Origin of the sequence: Myxococcus virescens (genome assembly GCF_900101905.1) — a bacterium.
Lineage (GTDB): Bacteria > Myxococcota > Myxococcia > Myxococcales > Myxococcaceae > Myxococcus > Myxococcus virescens.
Window position 1 is genome coordinate 469,444 of the sequence record NZ_FNAJ01000002.1, and the last position, 14,061, is coordinate 483,504.

Sequence of the window (14,061 nt, forward strand, 5' to 3'; positions counted from 1 at the left end):
AAGTCGTGGAAAGAGGACGGTTGCCTACGCCGGGCCCACCCGGAAATCAACGGCCCCGTCGCCCGGACGGGCGCTGGGTCCCTTCCTGGACGGGATTGCGTTTTTCGACCAATGGTCAGAATAATGAGCGCCGGTTGAATCCGCATCCAGGAGGCAGTCATGTTTCGCCAGGTGGCCGACGACGTGCACGTGCTCGCGGTGGAGTTCCGCATCGGGGGAATGGACTTGGGGGGCCGGATGACGGCCGTCCGCCTGCCGGATGGGGGGCTGTGGCTCCACTCGCCCGTCCGCTTCAGTCCGGAGGCGCGGGCGGCGGTGGATGCGCTCGGGCCGGTGCGCTTCCTGGTGGCGCCCAACCTGATGCACCACCTGTACGTGCAGGACTGGGCGGCGGCCTATCCCGACGCGAAGGTGGCCGCGCCCGCGGCGCTGCGGCGCAAGCGGCCGGACCTGCGCATCGACCTGGAGCTGGGTGACACGGCCGAGGCCAGCTGGGCCGGCGTCCTGGACCAGGTGCTCGTCCAGGGGATGCCCAAGGTGGACGAGCTGCTCTTCTTCCACCGCCCCAGCCAGACGTTGTTCGTCACCGACCTGGCGTTCAACGTGCACCGGACGGGTTCGTGGTTCACCCGCATGTACCTGAAGCTGAGCGGTGCGTGGCAGCGGCTGGCGCCGTCCATGCTGGTCCGCTCCGTCATCAAGGACCGGGAGGCCGTGCGCGCGTCCCTGGCGCGGGCCCAGGCCTGGGACGTGGAGCGCGTGGTGGTGTGCCACGGTGACGTGGTGGAGCAGGGCGGCCGGGAGGCGGTGCGGAATGCCTTCGCCCGGTTCTAGCGGCGGTGGCCGCAAGCCCGCGCCGGGCCGTCGTCGCCCGGCCGCGCCACCGGGCGCGCCCACCCCCGCGTCGGCTCCCACCGCCGCGCCCTCCGAGCGCGAGGCCCGCAAGGCGCGGCGTCAGGAGGGGCGCCGTCAAGCCATCCTCGTCGCCGCGCGGGCGGTGCTGGTTCGGGGCGGGGTGTTGGGACTGACCCTGGAGGCCGTCGCGGCGGAGGCGGACCTGAGCAAGCCTTCCCTGTTCTACTACTTCCGCTCCAAGGAGGACCTCGTGGGGGCGCTGGCGGTGGAGGGGCTGGAGCGCGAGGTGAAGGTGCTGGAGGCGGCGGTGACGGCCGCGGCCAGCGGCGTGGAGGCCCTGGCCGCGCTGGTTCGTGCCCGGGTGGATTTGTACGCGGAGGACCTGGACGGCTTTCGCGTCGTCTATCTGTGGCCGCAGTTGACGGGGCGGCAATCCGAGGCGCACCAATCGCGGGTGCTGGCGCTGAGTGGACAGCTGAATGACTTGCTGGAGGCGCGGCTCCAGGCGGATGCGCGCGCGGGCCGGCTGGCCCCAGGGCTCCAGCCGCGTCGGCTGGCCAACCTGGCCTGGACCGTGGCGCACGGGGTGCTTTCCCTGGGGGCCGGACTGGAGCACTCCGGTGTGGGAGCGCGCTTCACCTTGTCTCAACTTCGTGACGAGGCCTGTGCGGTATTGCTGCGCAGTAGCGGCCGTTAGGGTGGCTGTGAAGGGTGGGAGGGGCGCGCTATGTAGAGAGCCTCCTTCCCGTCGTTCCTTTTTGGAGGCTTCATGCGGTCGTACCTTGCATCACTCGGAGTTGCCGGCGTTGTGTCGGCGTGCCTTGTCTCCGGTTCCGCGTTCGCCAATTCCATGGGCATCAGTGGCCGAAGCGGTAAGCAGGGCTCGAGCCTCACCTGTGCCGAGTGCCACACCGGCGGCAGCGCGCCCACGGTGACCATCGAAGGGCCCACCACGCTGGCGCCGGGCGCCACCGGCAACTACACGCTCGTCGTCCGGGGCGGTCCGGCCGCCGGCGCGGGCTACAACGTGGCGGTGAGCGACAACGGCGGCACGCTCAACCCGGGCACGGGTTCGTACAAGCTGAGCGGGGAAGTCACCCACAAGAACATCCAGGCGTTCTCCGGCGGCGAGGCCCGCTTCGACTTCACCCTGGTGGCGCCGTCCACTCCCGGCACCGTCACCCTGTACGGCGCGGGCAACTCGGTGAACGAGAACGGCACCGACCAGGGAGACGCCTCCGCGGCCACCACGCTCAACGTCAACGTGGCGACTGGCGGCGGCGACGGTGGTGATGACGGCGGTGGCTGCGCCGCCGCGGGCGGCATCCCATTGCTGGGCGCGGCCTTGGTGCTGCTCGGCACCCGCCTGCGCCGCCGTCGCTAGGCCTCGTTGAAAGGAGGCCTCCGTGCGCGACAGCGCCGTCAGTGACCGGAGGCCACCGACGCGGTGAACTCGTCGGGCAGGAAGGCGGAGAAGGACGGCACCCGTCGAACCTTCCGCCGGGAGTTGCCCGCCAGCCGCAGGATGGCCACGGACACCAGCCCCAGGCCCACGGCGCTGCGCAGGGGCGCCGGACGGCGTGAGCGGCGCCGGGCGCGGTAGCGCAGGAGCCCCACGGGCAGCAGGGCGGCGGGAATGGCCATCAGCGCCCACGAGCGCCAGCGGGACCGGCCAGACGAATCGGATGCCAGTGTCGTTTTCATGAAAGAACAGGTTGGGCGTGGGATGGAGCAGGGGGAAGGGCGGCCTGGACCGGACGCAGGTCGGCTCCTGGGTCGGGCCCCCCCGGTGGAGGGCGGGCACGGCCTCGCCAGCCTGCTTGCTGATGGCCCGCCAGGCCGGCTGCCTTCCGGACGAGCCTGGGGGGCAGGGCGACAGGTTCGCGGATGGGGCTTAACATCGCGCCCCCTCTGCCCATGAGCGTTCGCCGCCTCCTCCCCGTCTTGTTCCTGATGGGGCCGCTCGCGTGTGCGACCGGCCCTGGCTACCTCGCCTCCACCGAGTCCGTCGCCGCCGTTCGGCGCGCCCCGGGAGAGCTGCGGGTGATGACCTTCAACATCCAGTCCGGCGCCCGCGGGTTGGAGCGCGTGGCGCACGTGATTCGCGCCGCGGTGCCGGACGTCGTCGCCTTGCAGGAGGTGGACGTGGGGTCCACCCGCGCGCGCGGCCTGGACCAGACGGAGGAGCTGTCCCGCCTCACCGGCCTGAAGTACCGCGCCCACTTCCGCACCACGGATTTGTTCGGCGGGGCCTACGGCATCGCCGTGCTGTCGCGCTTCCCGCTGGAGGCACTGGCGCAGTATCCGCTGCCGGGGCCGCGCGGCGCGGAGCCTCGCACCGTGGCGCATGCGGTGGTGGAGGTGGATGGGCGCGAGGTGAGCGTCTACCTCACGCACCTCATCCGCCAGCCCTTCAACAGCGACACCCGCGTGCGGCAGAGCGCCTACGTGGCGCGGCTGATGGCGCAGGATTCGCGGCCCAAGGTGTTGATGGGGGACCTCAACGACGGACCGGATTCACGCTCCACGCGGCTGCTGCGGCGGGCCCTGCATGACGTCGCCGCGGCGACCGGGGGCACGGGGGGCACGTATCCGCTGCCGCTCTTCCTGCCCACGCTGCGCATCGACTACGTGCTGGCGTGTGATGCCTTCACGTCCGTGGCCAGCCGGGTGCTGCGCGTGGACGTGTCCGACCACTACCCCGTGGTGGCGGACCTGCGGCTGAAGCCGGAAGCCGTGCCCCTGGTCGCCGAGCGCGCGGCCACCGGCACCGCGCCTTGAACGAGGCGCGGGCCAGCGCGGGCATCAGCCGACGTTGAAGCGGTACAGGACTTCGTTGTCGTTGCGCGTGAAGCCCTTGAGCACCTGGTGCTCGAGGTTCTGCGCGCCCAGGTACGCCAGTCCGCCGGAGGCGAAGCCCATGACGGACAGCTCGAAGTAGGGGTGTGGCCGGGGAACGTGGGTGATGTGCAGGTCGGTGTGGCCCTGACCGGGGAGCACGCTGAGGTCGCCCTCGGTGAAGTAGCCCTTCCAGATGCCGGGGGTGAACAGCAGGAAGCGCCGGAAGTCACCCTGGCTGAACATCGCCTTGAGCTGGCCCTGGCCCAGGGCGTACTCGGCGGACTTCACGCCGAACTGCCAATATGCGCTCGGGTTGTTGTTGTAGAAGCGCGCCAGCAGCTCGTCGTTGAGCCGGAGGAAAGCGTCCGCCGGCATGCGCGACACCGGCATCACGGGCTTGGAGAAGAAGGGCTCCTTCTTCGCGAAGTGGGTGAGGAACGCCTTCCAGGCCGCCTCCCCATGGGTCTGCACCATCAACTGTTGCCGGGCCAGGAAAGCGACGCCTTTGACTTCCATTCACGCTCTCCGCGGGGGCGCGGACGCCCCGCGTTTGGGTTTGCAGGCCACAGTGTGCTGCAAATGTTTCATGAGACGAAGCGGTGATGTGACAACCGCTCGCGTCCGCCCGTCCCTCAATCGAGCTGGAGTCCGCAGTCGCTACAGGCGCCTTCCAGCAGCGGCGCGGCGGTGCCACAGGCCGGGCAGGGCGGCTCGCCGTCCTCGGGGATGGGGGCCGCAGGAGCGGCGGTGCGTCCCATGGGCACCAGGCCTTCGCGCTCGATGCTGTCCATCCACCGCTGCTGGAGCAGGGCGGCCACGCGAGGGCCGTCCTCGGGGCGCACCAGCACCTGGAACTTCGGGCTGCATCCCGGCTTGCTGCAGGCCTCGCGATGCACGAGCGCCGGCACGTCCGCGCCCAGGCAGGCGTCCACCAGTCGCCGCGCGTCCATCAGCGCCATCTCCGCGCAGGGCACCAGCTCCACTTCCGACAGGGCCTTCGTTGCGTCTTCAGGAGTCATCACCCGGGGGATTGGAGCGCACCCATGGGGCCACGTCCAGTCCGCCCGGGCCCGCGTGTCATGCCGCGCACGCGCCGGGTCACGACGCGCCGCGGCCGAGAGGCGGTTCATTCCCCGGGCCTTCCCATGGCTTGTCGGGACATGCGCTCAGGCGACGCGCCCGCGCTGGAAATCCTCGCGACCCCGGCAGTTCTTGCTGGCCATCGCGGCAAGGCGCGCCGGTGTGTGGTCTCCAGGCATCGGCGTGGATTGCGCGGTGGCGGAGGGGCGACTTCAGGCTAGCGTGCGGAGGGTGCCGCCCATGTCACTCACGCCGCGCACCGCGCGCCTCTTCCGGCTCCTGATGGTGGGCGCGGGCGTGCTGACGTGTGGCGTCTTCGGCCTCGCCTGGGTGGTGGACCGCTTCGGTCAGCGCGACCAGGCCGCGCCCGCGGACGTGCTGGTGGTGCTGGGCGCGCGCGTGTTGCCCGGGGGCGTGCCTTCCGGGGCGTTGCGCGCGCGCACCGAGCACGCGGTGGCGCTGTACCACCGCGGCGTGGCTCCCCGGCTCGTCTTCTCCGGCGGCGTGGGCGTGAACCCACCCTCCGAGGCGCGCGCCATGCTGGCGCTGGCGACGCGGATGGGCGTCCCGGCGGAGGCGTGTGTCTTGGAGGAGGGCAGTCACTCCACCGACGACAACGCCCGGCTCACGGCGGAGGTGCTGCGCGGGCTGGGGGCTCGGCGCGTGGTGGTGGTGTCGGACCCGTATCACCTGCTGCGCGCGCGCAACTACTTCCGGCTGTATGGCTGGGAGGTGGCCACCAGTCCGGCGCTGGAGACCGAGCGCAACCTGGACACGTTCGACCGCATCTATTGGACGGTGCGCGAGGCCGTCGCGCTGCTCCTGCATCCCCGCGTGCTGCTGGCGCGCGCGCCTACTTCTCCGGCACCGTGAGCGCGCGCAGCTCCAGCGCGCCACCCGGCAGGGCCACGCGGAGCAGCACGGACTCGCCGGGCTTCGCCTTCCGCAGCGCCGTCACCACGTCCTTCGCGCCGCGCACGGGCTTGTTCTCGGCCTCCACCACCACCATGCCCGGCAGCAGGCCGGCGTGTTCGGCCATGGAGGCGGGGGCCACCTCCGTCACCAAGGCGCCGGAGGGCGGCAGCTCCTGGGACTCCGCCAGCGCCGGGTCCATGTCCATCAGGCTCAGCCCCACGCGATGCTCGGCGGGGCGCTGCGAGCCCCCGACGGCCGGATCCTTCTTGGCGACGCCTTCCAGGTCGGGCCGCGTGCCTAGCGTCGCCTTCACGTCGCGCTTCTTCGCGTCCCGGTAGAGGGCGAGCGTGAGCTCCGCGCCCGGTGGTTTCTGCGCCACCAGTCGCGTGAGCGCGCCCGCCGAGTCGATGGGCTGTCCGTCCGCGGCGACGATGATGTCATCTGGCCGCAGCCCGGCTCGGGCCGCCGCTGTCTCCGCCGTGACGTCGGTGATGACCGCGCCCTCCCGCACCGGCGCGCCGAGCGCCTCGCCCAAATCGGGCGTCATGTCCTGCACCATCAGCCCCAGCCAGCCGCGGGTGACGGCGCCCTTCTTCTCCAACTGGGGCAGCAGCGATTTGACGAGGTTGCTGGGCACCGCGAAGCCAATGCCCGAGCCCTCGCCGGCGATGGCCGTGTTGATGCCCACCACCTCGCCACTCAGGTTGAACAGCGGACCGCCGGAGTTGCCCGGGTTGATGGCGGCGTCCGTCTGGAGGAAGTCGTCGAAGGGGCCCGCCGCGATGTCGCGCTCCTTCGCGGCGAGGATGCCCAGGCTGGTGCTGGACGTCAGGCCGTAGGGATTGCCAATGGCCAGCACCCAGTCCCCCACACGCAGCGCATCCGAATCTCCCAGCCGCACCACCGGCAAGGGCTTGCCGCCGTCCAGGCGTTCGAGCTGGAGCACCGCCACGTCGGTGAGCGGGTCCGAGCCCAGCACGCGCGCCGCCAGGTCGCGCCCGTCGGCGAGCTGTACCTGAATCGCCTCCGCGCCTTCCACGAGGTGGTGGTTGGTCAGCACCAGTCCCCTGGCGTCGATGATGAAGCCGGAGCCGATGCCCTCTCGCACCGGCGGCGCGAAGGGCGAGGGCGCCTCGAAGGGAGACAGCGGGTCCTCGGGGGCGTCGCCGAAAGGGGGACCGTCGAACGGCAAGCCTCCGAAAGGTGAGGGACCGTCACCACCCCAGGGCGTGTCCTTCGTCTCGCCGGGCGTGGGCGCGCCCAGCCGCACCTCCACGTTGACGACGGCCGGACTCACGGACGCCACCAGGGGGGCGACGGAGGCGAGCGCCACGGCGCGTCCGGTGGGCAGCGGGGGAGGCTCGGTCGGCTTCGGTGCGGAGGTCGCCGTGGAAGGAGGCGGCTCCTCCGTGTCCTTCCGGCAGGCCACCAGGCCCAGCAGCACCCCTACCGCCACCCCGCGCGCGTGTACCCTCATCGCCTTCCTCCCCTGTCGCAAGCTGCGACCGCCGCGCGACGCAGGGGGGCTGACCACCCGGGCATGAAGCCTGTCAGGCCGCCTGGAGGACTGGGGTCCCGCCGGGGGCCCTCCTGTCAGCCCGCGGGCTCACGCGGCGTGGGCGTGGCCGGGGCGCTCATGCGCTTCACCAGCTTCTCCAGGATGCGGAAGAGGGCCTTGCGGTCTCCCGCGTCGAGGATGCCCAGGAACTGGTGCATGCCATGGACGACCACGCGGTTGAGCCGCTCCCAGGTCGACTGGCCCTCCTCCGTCAGGCGGCAGTGCACGACGCGGCGGTCGGTGGCGCTGCGCTCGCGCAGCAGGTGCCCCTGGCGCTCCAGCCGGTCCACCACGCCCGTGACGGTCTTCTCCGTGACGCCCAGCCGGCGCGCCAGCTCGCCCATGGTGAGCGGACCGTCCTGACCGAGCCAGAGGATGGCGTGAACCTGAGGTGGCGTGAACTGGAGCTGTTCGCACATGCTGGCGATGGGGTCACGGAGCGAACTGCGCCGGCCCAGCGCGAGGAGCAGGTTCTGGAGCTTCTCCAGGTCCTCGGAAACGTCTTCATCCTCTTTGTGGAATTTCCGTGACACGGAGTATCCCATAGCGGCCCCGCATGGGCGGGTCAATCTGTTGTCCAGATGGACGCGGACCTGACGACAATGCGACGCGGGTTGTCCGGATATGCGAGGTGCTACGCCATGCGTCATCTGTTCCTGCTTTGTGCCGTCTCCACGCTGTTGTCGGGGGGGGCTGCCCAGGCCGACACGGTGCTGGTGTTCGCGGCCGTGAGCACCTCGGACGCGCTCCAGGAACTGGCGCCGGCCTTCACCCAGACCACGGGCCACGCAGTGGAGTTCTCCCTGGGGGCCTCGAACGACCTCGCACGTCAGGCCGTGGCCGGAGCGCCCGCGGACGTCTTCCTTTCCGCCGACACGGCGCAGATGGACGCGGTGGAGAAGGCGGGCCTGGTCGCGCCCTCGACGCGCGTGGACCTGCTGTCCAACCGGCTGGTGGTGGTGGTGCCGGTGGACGCGAAGTCGGCGCCGTCCTCACCCGCTGGGTTGCGTGGGTTGAAGCGGCTGTCGCTGGCGGACCCGGAGGCGGTGCCCGCGGGCGTGTATGCCAAGGCGTGGCTGGTGAAGGCGGGGCTCTGGAAGGCGCTGGCGCCGAATGTCGTGCCGGCGCTCAATGTGCGCGCCGCGCTGGCGGCGGTGGAGACGGGGCGCGTGGACGCAGGCGTCGTGTATTCCACGGATGCGGCACATTCGAAGCGCGTGCGCGTCGCCTTCCAGGTGCCTGAGCAGGACGTGCCGCGCATCGTGTATCCGGCGGCGGCGCTGACGAAGGGCGCCGCGCCGGAGGCCGGGCGGGCATTCGTGCGCTTCCTTCGGTCGGACGCGGCTCGGAAGGTCTTCACACGCCACGGCTTCGGCGTTCCCAGCGCGCGGGCTCCCTGATGGAGGGCGTCGCGGCGTTGGTGTCCTTCACAATCTGGGTGGCGACGCTGGCCACGCTGCTCATCCTGCCGCCAGGGCTCGCGGTGGCGTACGCACTGGCGCGGTGGGAGGGCCCAGGCAAGGGCGTGGTGGAGACGGTGCTGACGCTGCCGCTGGTGCTGCCGCCCACGGCGGTGGGACTGGTGCTGCTGGAGTTGCTCGGGCGCAACGGCCCGTTGGGGCGCGTGCTGGACGCGTGGGGCCTGGAGGTCGTCTTCACGCCCAAGGCCGTGGTGCTGGCGAGCGCGGTGATGGCGTTCCCGTTGCTGGTGCGCTCGGCGCGCTCGGGCTTCGAGGAGGTGGACCCGCGGCTGGTGGCGGTGGCGCGCACCCTGGGCGATTCGCGCACGCGCGCCTTCTTCCGGGTGACGTTGCCGCTGGCCTGGCGCGGTGTGCTGGTGGGCGCGCTGCTGGCGTTCTCCCGCGCGCTGGGGGAGTTCGGCGCCACGGTGCTGGTGGCGGGCAACATCCCAGGCCGTACGCAGACGCTCTCTCTGGCCATCTTCCAGCGCACGCAGCTGGGGCGGGACGCGGAGGCGCTGCGGCTGGCGGGCGTGGCGGCGCTGCTCGCCTTCGTGGCGGTGTTCGCGACCGAGGCGGTGACGCGGCGGCGTGGGCGGAGGGTGCGCGCGTGAGCCTGGAGCTGGACATCCGGTTGCCACTGGCGCGCTTCACGCTGGAGGTGGGCACGCGGCTGGATGGCGCGTCGGTGGCGGTGATGGGGCGCTCGGGCTCCGGGAAGACGTCGCTGCTGGAGGTGCTCGCGGGGCTGCGGCGCGGCGCCCGGGGCCGGGTGGTGCTGGATGGCCGCGTGTTGTTGGATAGCGTTGCCCGAAGCGACGTGCCGCCCGAACAGCGCCGCATGGGCTACGTGCCCCAGGATGCGCTGCTCTTCCCGCATCTCACGGCGGAGCAGAACGTGCGCTTTGGCGCGCGGCCGGGGCGGGTCTCTCGGGTGGACGAGGCCGTGGAGATTCTGGAGCTGGCGCCGCTGCTGCGCCGCTACCCGGCCACGCTGTCCGGGGGCGAGAAGCAGCGCGTGGCGTTGGCGCGCGCGCTGGCCACGGACCCGGCGTTGTTGTTGCTCGATGAGCCGCTCGCCGCGCTGGACGTGGCGCTGAAGGAACGCGTGCTGCCGTACCTGCTGCGCGTGCGCGACGAGGCCCGGGTGCCGATGCTGTACGTGACGCATCAGCTGGGCGAGGCGCGCGTGCTGGCGCGGGAGGCGCTGCTGCTGGACCAGGGGCAGGTCCGCGCGGCCGGGCCCGCGGCCGAGGTGCTGGGCGCGGCGGTGCGAGGACTGCTCGCCGGTGAAGGGGAAGGGGAGGAGAACATCCTCGAAGGAGTCCTGGAGCGTCCGGACGACGGCGGGTTGCGGCTTCGGATGCAGGGTGGGTTGTCGTTGTGCGTGCCGGACTCGCCCGCGTTGGCGCCGGGCACGCGCGCGGCCTATGCCGTGCCGGCCGCGGACATCCTGCTGTCCATTCAACCGCTGACGGGCGTCTCCGCGCGCAACGTCATGGCGGGCACGGTGGTGAACGTGGAGCCCGTGGCGACGGGCGAGGACGCGGCCACCGTGGAGGTGGCGGGCGTGCGCTGGGTGGTGTGGCTCACGTCCGCGTCGGTGCGTGAGCTGGGCGTGGTGCCCGGCGCGCGGGTGTCCCTGGCGGTGAAGACGTCCGCGTGCCGGCGGCTGCGCTGACTCAGCGCGCAGCTCAGATGTGCTGAGAGACGGAACCGTCGCGACGAGTCGTCCGTGGGCCGCGCGAACGCCAGGCAGGGCAGGACGAGCGACAGCGAGACGGAGCGGTTCGCGCAAGGAGTGCATGCGCGGGGACGCCTCGTGAGCGCACGGCTCGCGCGGATGCCATCACCTCCATGGTGGAGTTCATGCTGAACGGACCGTGCCCCTCGGAGGCCCCTCGCGCCGAGGGGCGCCGGAGTCACTCCCGTAGCTCGCTGTTCGGAAATGTCGGGGGTTTTGCGCCGCGAAATCTCCCGACATTTCCGAACAGCAAGCTGCCGAGGTGCGCCCCGGCCCTCGGGGCGGCTCGCCTCATGGTGCGCTTCAAAAGGGCTGGGCGATTGTGTCGCCGCGGTGGGCCAGCCCACCGGCTGCATCGCGCGGAGAAATGGCCGCCAGGAGGGGGGGACTCTCTTGCCAGGCTGCGATGGACCGATCGCGCAGGTCGAGAGATTGCGTACCGCACATGGCAGGCGGTACCTCCTCGCGCTCAACAGTCTCCGCCTGCTCGCTTCATCCGCACGTTGCGATCAGAGGCCCCGCTTGCCGTCCCGCCAGTAAGCCTTGCTGCGCACGTCGCGCTTCGCGAAGCCGCGTCGGTCGAGCAGTTCCTGGCGCAGCATGACGACAGCTGCTGCCGGGGCCTTGGCCATGGAAGAAGACGACGACCTCGAGCGCTCCACGCGCTGTGTCCACCAGTGACGGCGTGTCGTGCCGGAAGGCCGTCGGGCCGACACGGAACTCCACTTCGTGGCCGGGCTCGGCGCGGACACCCTTGAGCGACTCGCCCTCGAAGCGCACGCGGCGCAGTCGAGGTGCCAGCGTCTCAACCGAAGTGACGCGGGTGGCCTTCGCGAACCACGGCACGAGGGTATTTGCGAGGACTGCGGGCATTCCCGGCATGGGCGGTTCAGGAGGACGATGATTTCATGGGTCGAATATTGAATATGAGAATCGTTATCAATTATGGTGCCGCGCGTGGAGGCCGGAATGGCACTGCGCCGTGTGCGCCTTGTCCTGGCCATGGGTGGTCTCCGGCTCCGCACCATCCGAGGGAGAGGGCCGTTGATGAAGACTCACACCGAAGAAACGATGCACACGAAGGCCAGCAAGCAGGGCCTGTGGGTGCTGGCCGCCGTGGCGATGGCGCTGGCCCTGTTGGTGAATTGTGGTTCGTCTGATGAAGACCCCACCCCAGTGCCCGACGCCGGACAGACAGACTCCGGGACGAACCCGACGCCGGACTCTGGAACGGAGCCCGAGCCGGACGCGGGCACGGAGCCCGAGCCGGATGCGGGCACGGAGCCCGAGGCGGACGCGGGAACGGAGCCGCTGTGCCAGAGCGACGTGCCCTGCAGCGAGCAGAGCATCGATCGGCTGAACCTGCTCACGACGCCGTCGACGACGGCGATGTTCGAGGAGGAGGCACCGGCGGGCGAGTTCCGTTCGTACATCGATGCCCGCGCGGGTGGCCTCACGGTGAACCAGTCCTACACCTACGCTCGCTTCACGCCCGAGGGCCTGTCCCGGGTCAACATCGACGACCAGACGTCGCTGGGCGACCACGGTTGGGACATCGCGTTCCGTCGCTACTACATCCGGCTGAACGGCGGCACGTCCGGCCCGTCCTGCATTGGCGTGGCGCGGCTGCCCACGGGTACCCGCTTCGAGACCGTGACGTCCGTGCCGGCGGACCTGACCTTCCAGTCCGACGCCTGGTACACCGAAACGTGTGAGTTCATCCCGGACAACTCGGGGCTCTCCGGGCCGACGATGGCGCTGAGCAGCTTCTGGTCCTACGAGGGCTGCGTGAAGATGTCGGGGGATGTCTTCATCATCCGACTGGCGGACGGGCGCCACGTGAAGTTCGAGGTGACGTCCTACTATGAGCTGGCCGTGCAGGAGCATTGCAACGCGACGAACGAGCTGCCGTCGGGGACGCCGAGCGGCTCGGGGCAGCTCCGCGTGAAGTGGGCCTTCCTGCCATGAAGCTCCGGGCGCTGCTCCTGCTCATCCCTTTCGGGTGTGGACCCGTCCAGCAGGCTTCGCGCGAACCGCACGAACGGCACGATTCGTTCGTGACGTGGGAAGCGGGACTGCAAGCGGGAGCGCGCCCCACCTCGCCCTCGGCGATGCCGCCGCGCTTCGACGAGGGCGAGGCGGTGGAATCGGTCGTGTCCCCTGGGGGACTCTTCCGCATCCACTTCTCCCGTTCGGGTTCCAACGCCGTACCGGCGGCGGACGCGGACGGGAGTGGTGTTCCGGACGCGGTGGAGACCGTCGCGTCCGCGTATGACCGCGTCGCCGCCTTCTATGAAGAGTTGGGCTTCCGGCTGCCGCCGGATGACGGCTGGGTGGGGAGCGACAACGGCGGCGACGGCCGCTTCGATGTGTACCTGGTGGACTTCGGTGGCATCGCGGACGGGGCCTTCCGGCTGGACGGCTGTCTGGAGGCATCGTCGCGCTGCACCGGGCACATGCTCCAGGAGAACGACTTCGCGGGCTACAACTACCCGTCCCATGACGAGGCCGTGGACATCCTCGCCAGCCACGAGTTCTTCCACGCGGTGCAGGCGGCCTATCACCCGGGCCTGGGCAGCGTGGCATCGGAGGGCACCGCGGTCTGGGCCAGTGAGCGCTACCGGCCCGCGCTGGATGACCTGGAGCGATTCACCGCCGCGTACCTGTCGCGTCCGGACCGCACCCTGGTGCTGGACCCGGAAGGGCCGGCGGTGTCCTTCAGCTATGGCACGAGCATCTACTTCCAGTTCCTGGGCGAGCGCTTCGGGGATGGGGTGGTGCGCTCGCTGTGGGAGGAAAGCGTCGTGACGCCGTCGGTCCGCTGGCCGGTGCTGGTGGAGACGGCGCTACAGCGCGACTGGGGCGCTGACTTCGACACCGCCTTCGCGGAGTTCGCCCTGTGGAACCTGGCCACCGGACCGCGCCGGGCACAGGGCGCGGGTTATGAGAACGGTGAGGGCTATGCGCCGCTGTCCGTCGCGCCACGCACGCTGCCAGTGACGGAGCCGTCCGTGCGGGTGGCGGCCGCGTCGACGCGCTACTTCGAGGTGGAAGGTGGAATGTCATCTGTCACCGCCTCCTTCGAGCCCACCGAGGGCGAGGACGCTCCCGCCATCCACCTGCTGGTGGCCGCGGTGACGCCGACGCAGGTGCTGCGCGTCGCACGTGCGGACGGCGTGGGGACCCTGTCCGCTCACGTGGACGCCGAGGACGCCACGCACGTCATCGTCGCCGTGGTGGACGGACGGCGCGAAGGCCTGGGCCGCTATGGGCGGCTGTGCATCTCCGGGGAGGACTCCGGCGCGCCCTGCGCCGCCGTGCCACCGCCCGACCCGGACGGTGGGGTCGAACTGGACGGGGGCGTGGGCGGTGAGCCGGATGGCGGCGTCGACGCAGGTCCAGGAGGAGACCTGGACGGTGGTGCCGACGCGGGTGTGCCAGGTGAACCCCCGCCTCCGCCTCCGCGTGACGAGGGTGGCTGTTCGTCGGCACCGGGCGGGCTGACGTGGGCGCTGCTCCTGTTCCTGGTGGCGGCCTTCATCCGGCGTTGAGCAAGGTGCGTTCAACGCTTGTGTATGGAGCGGGACGGATTTCTTCGACGCCACCGC

16 protein-coding genes are annotated in these 14,061 nt (G+C 70.9%); 10 read left to right on the plus strand and 6 right to left on the minus strand.

The window, feature by feature from the left end; translation table 11 throughout:
* The first annotated feature begins 159 nt into the window (after positions 1 to 159).
* The 3 genes from BLU09_RS08630 (at position 160) to BLU09_RS08640 (ending at position 2,239) form a co-directional block, all read left to right on the plus strand.
* The gene (locus BLU09_RS08630) at positions 160 to 834 is read left to right on the plus strand and encodes a DUF4336 domain-containing protein (protein WP_090488104.1); all 675 of its coding nucleotides are present in this window, start codon (positions 160 to 162) and stop codon (positions 832 to 834) included.
* Positions 815 to 1,552: a TetR/AcrR family transcriptional regulator gene (locus tag BLU09_RS39850; RefSeq protein WP_090488106.1), complete on the plus strand. Its 738-nt coding sequence runs from the start codon at positions 815 to 817 to the stop codon at positions 1,550 to 1,552. Before BLU09_RS08630 ends, BLU09_RS39850 begins: the two co-directional genes overlap by 20 nt.
* A 72-nt stretch (positions 1,553 to 1,624) precedes the next feature.
* On the plus strand, positions 1,625 to 2,239 hold the full coding sequence (locus BLU09_RS08640; RefSeq protein WP_090488108.1) for an MXAN_6652 family MXYO-CTERM-anchored protein: 615 nt from the start codon (positions 1,625 to 1,627) through the stop codon (positions 2,237 to 2,239).
* A gap of 38 nt (positions 2,240 to 2,277) precedes the next feature.
* Here BLU09_RS08640 and BLU09_RS08645 read toward each other — a convergent pair whose 3' ends face one another.
* The gene (locus BLU09_RS08645; protein ID WP_090488110.1) at positions 2,278 to 2,499 is read right to left on the minus strand and encodes a hypothetical protein; all 222 of its coding nucleotides are present in this window, start codon (positions 2,497 to 2,499) and stop codon (positions 2,278 to 2,280) included.
* Between the two features lie 273 nt (positions 2,500 to 2,772).
* On the opposite strand from BLU09_RS08645, the gene BLU09_RS08655 reads away from it, so the two are divergent.
* Positions 2,773 to 3,636 carry an endonuclease/exonuclease/phosphatase family protein gene (locus BLU09_RS08655; protein ID WP_090488114.1) on the plus strand — a complete coding sequence of 288 codons (864 nt, stop codon included), beginning with the start codon at positions 2,773 to 2,775 and terminating at the stop codon, positions 3,634 to 3,636.
* Positions 3,637 to 3,660: 24 nt separating this feature from the next.
* On the opposite strand, the gene BLU09_RS08660 is transcribed toward BLU09_RS08655, so the two are convergent.
* Together BLU09_RS08660 and BLU09_RS08665 are read right to left on the minus strand one after the other, a co-directional pair.
* Positions 3,661 to 4,212, minus strand: a complete 552-nt coding sequence (locus BLU09_RS08660) for a hypothetical protein (RefSeq protein WP_090488116.1) — start codon at positions 4,210 to 4,212, stop codon at positions 3,661 to 3,663.
* Positions 4,213 to 4,328: 116 nt separating this feature from the next.
* A complete protein-coding gene (locus tag BLU09_RS08665; protein WP_163884335.1) occupies positions 4,329 to 4,715 on the minus strand; it encodes a hypothetical protein in 387 nt (128 codons plus the stop codon).
* Positions 4,716 to 5,016: 301 nt separating this feature from the next.
* On the opposite strand from BLU09_RS08665, the gene BLU09_RS08670 reads away from it, so the two are divergent.
* Positions 5,017 to 5,649 carry a YdcF family protein gene (locus BLU09_RS08670; protein WP_090488118.1) on the plus strand — a complete coding sequence of 211 codons (633 nt, stop codon included), beginning with the start codon at positions 5,017 to 5,019 and terminating at the stop codon, positions 5,647 to 5,649.
* Here BLU09_RS08670 and BLU09_RS08675 read toward each other — a convergent pair.
* On the minus strand, positions 5,630 to 7,168 hold the full coding sequence (locus BLU09_RS08675; protein ID WP_244171544.1) for a trypsin-like peptidase domain-containing protein: 1,539 nt from the start codon (positions 7,166 to 7,168) through the stop codon (positions 5,630 to 5,632). The genes BLU09_RS08670 and BLU09_RS08675 overlap by 20 nt on opposite strands.
* Before the next feature lie 116 nt (positions 7,169 to 7,284).
* Positions 7,285 to 7,794 (minus strand): MarR family winged helix-turn-helix transcriptional regulator, encoded by a 510-nt coding sequence (locus BLU09_RS08680; RefSeq protein ID WP_090488122.1) that lies wholly within the window; start codon positions 7,792 to 7,794, stop codon positions 7,285 to 7,287.
* 96 nt (positions 7,795 to 7,890) lie between these two features.
* Here BLU09_RS08680 and modA point away from each other — a divergent pair, with 96 nt between their 5' ends.
* From modA to modC, 3 genes are read left to right on the plus strand one after another with little or no spacing between them, the layout of a single operon-like run.
* Positions 7,891 to 8,649: a molybdate ABC transporter substrate-binding protein gene (gene modA / locus BLU09_RS08685; RefSeq protein WP_090488124.1), complete on the plus strand. Its 759-nt coding sequence runs from the start codon at positions 7,891 to 7,893 to the stop codon at positions 8,647 to 8,649.
* Between the two features lie 20 nt (positions 8,650 to 8,669).
* Entirely contained in the window at positions 8,670 to 9,323 is a 654-nt protein-coding gene (gene modB / locus BLU09_RS08690) for a molybdate ABC transporter permease subunit (RefSeq protein ID WP_244171545.1), read from the plus strand.
* Positions 9,320 to 10,390 (plus strand): molybdenum ABC transporter ATP-binding protein, encoded by a 1,071-nt coding sequence (gene modC, locus BLU09_RS08695; RefSeq protein ID WP_090488128.1) that lies wholly within the window; start codon positions 9,320 to 9,322, stop codon positions 10,388 to 10,390. The genes modB and modC overlap by 4 nt, the downstream gene beginning before the upstream one ends.
* A 572-nt stretch (positions 10,391 to 10,962) precedes the next feature.
* Here the strand turns inward: modC and BLU09_RS39855 are convergent.
* Positions 10,963 to 11,085, minus strand: coding sequence for a siderophore-interacting protein (locus tag BLU09_RS39855; RefSeq protein ID WP_141618859.1), 123 nt, complete (start codon positions 11,083 to 11,085; stop codon positions 10,963 to 10,965).
* 415 nt (positions 11,086 to 11,500) lie between these two features.
* Here BLU09_RS39855 and BLU09_RS08700 point away from each other — a divergent pair, with 415 nt between their 5' ends.
* Together BLU09_RS08700 and BLU09_RS08705 are read left to right on the plus strand one after the other, a co-directional pair.
* Positions 11,501 to 12,421 (plus strand): HmuY family protein, encoded by a 921-nt coding sequence (locus BLU09_RS08700; protein WP_244171546.1) that lies wholly within the window; start codon positions 11,501 to 11,503, stop codon positions 12,419 to 12,421.
* Positions 12,418 to 14,004: an MXAN_6640 family putative metalloprotease gene (locus BLU09_RS08705; protein ID WP_244171547.1), complete on the plus strand. Its 1,587-nt coding sequence runs from the start codon at positions 12,418 to 12,420 to the stop codon at positions 14,002 to 14,004. The genes BLU09_RS08700 and BLU09_RS08705 overlap by 4 nt, the downstream gene beginning before the upstream one ends.
* The last annotated feature ends 57 nt before the right edge of the window (positions 14,005 to 14,061 follow it).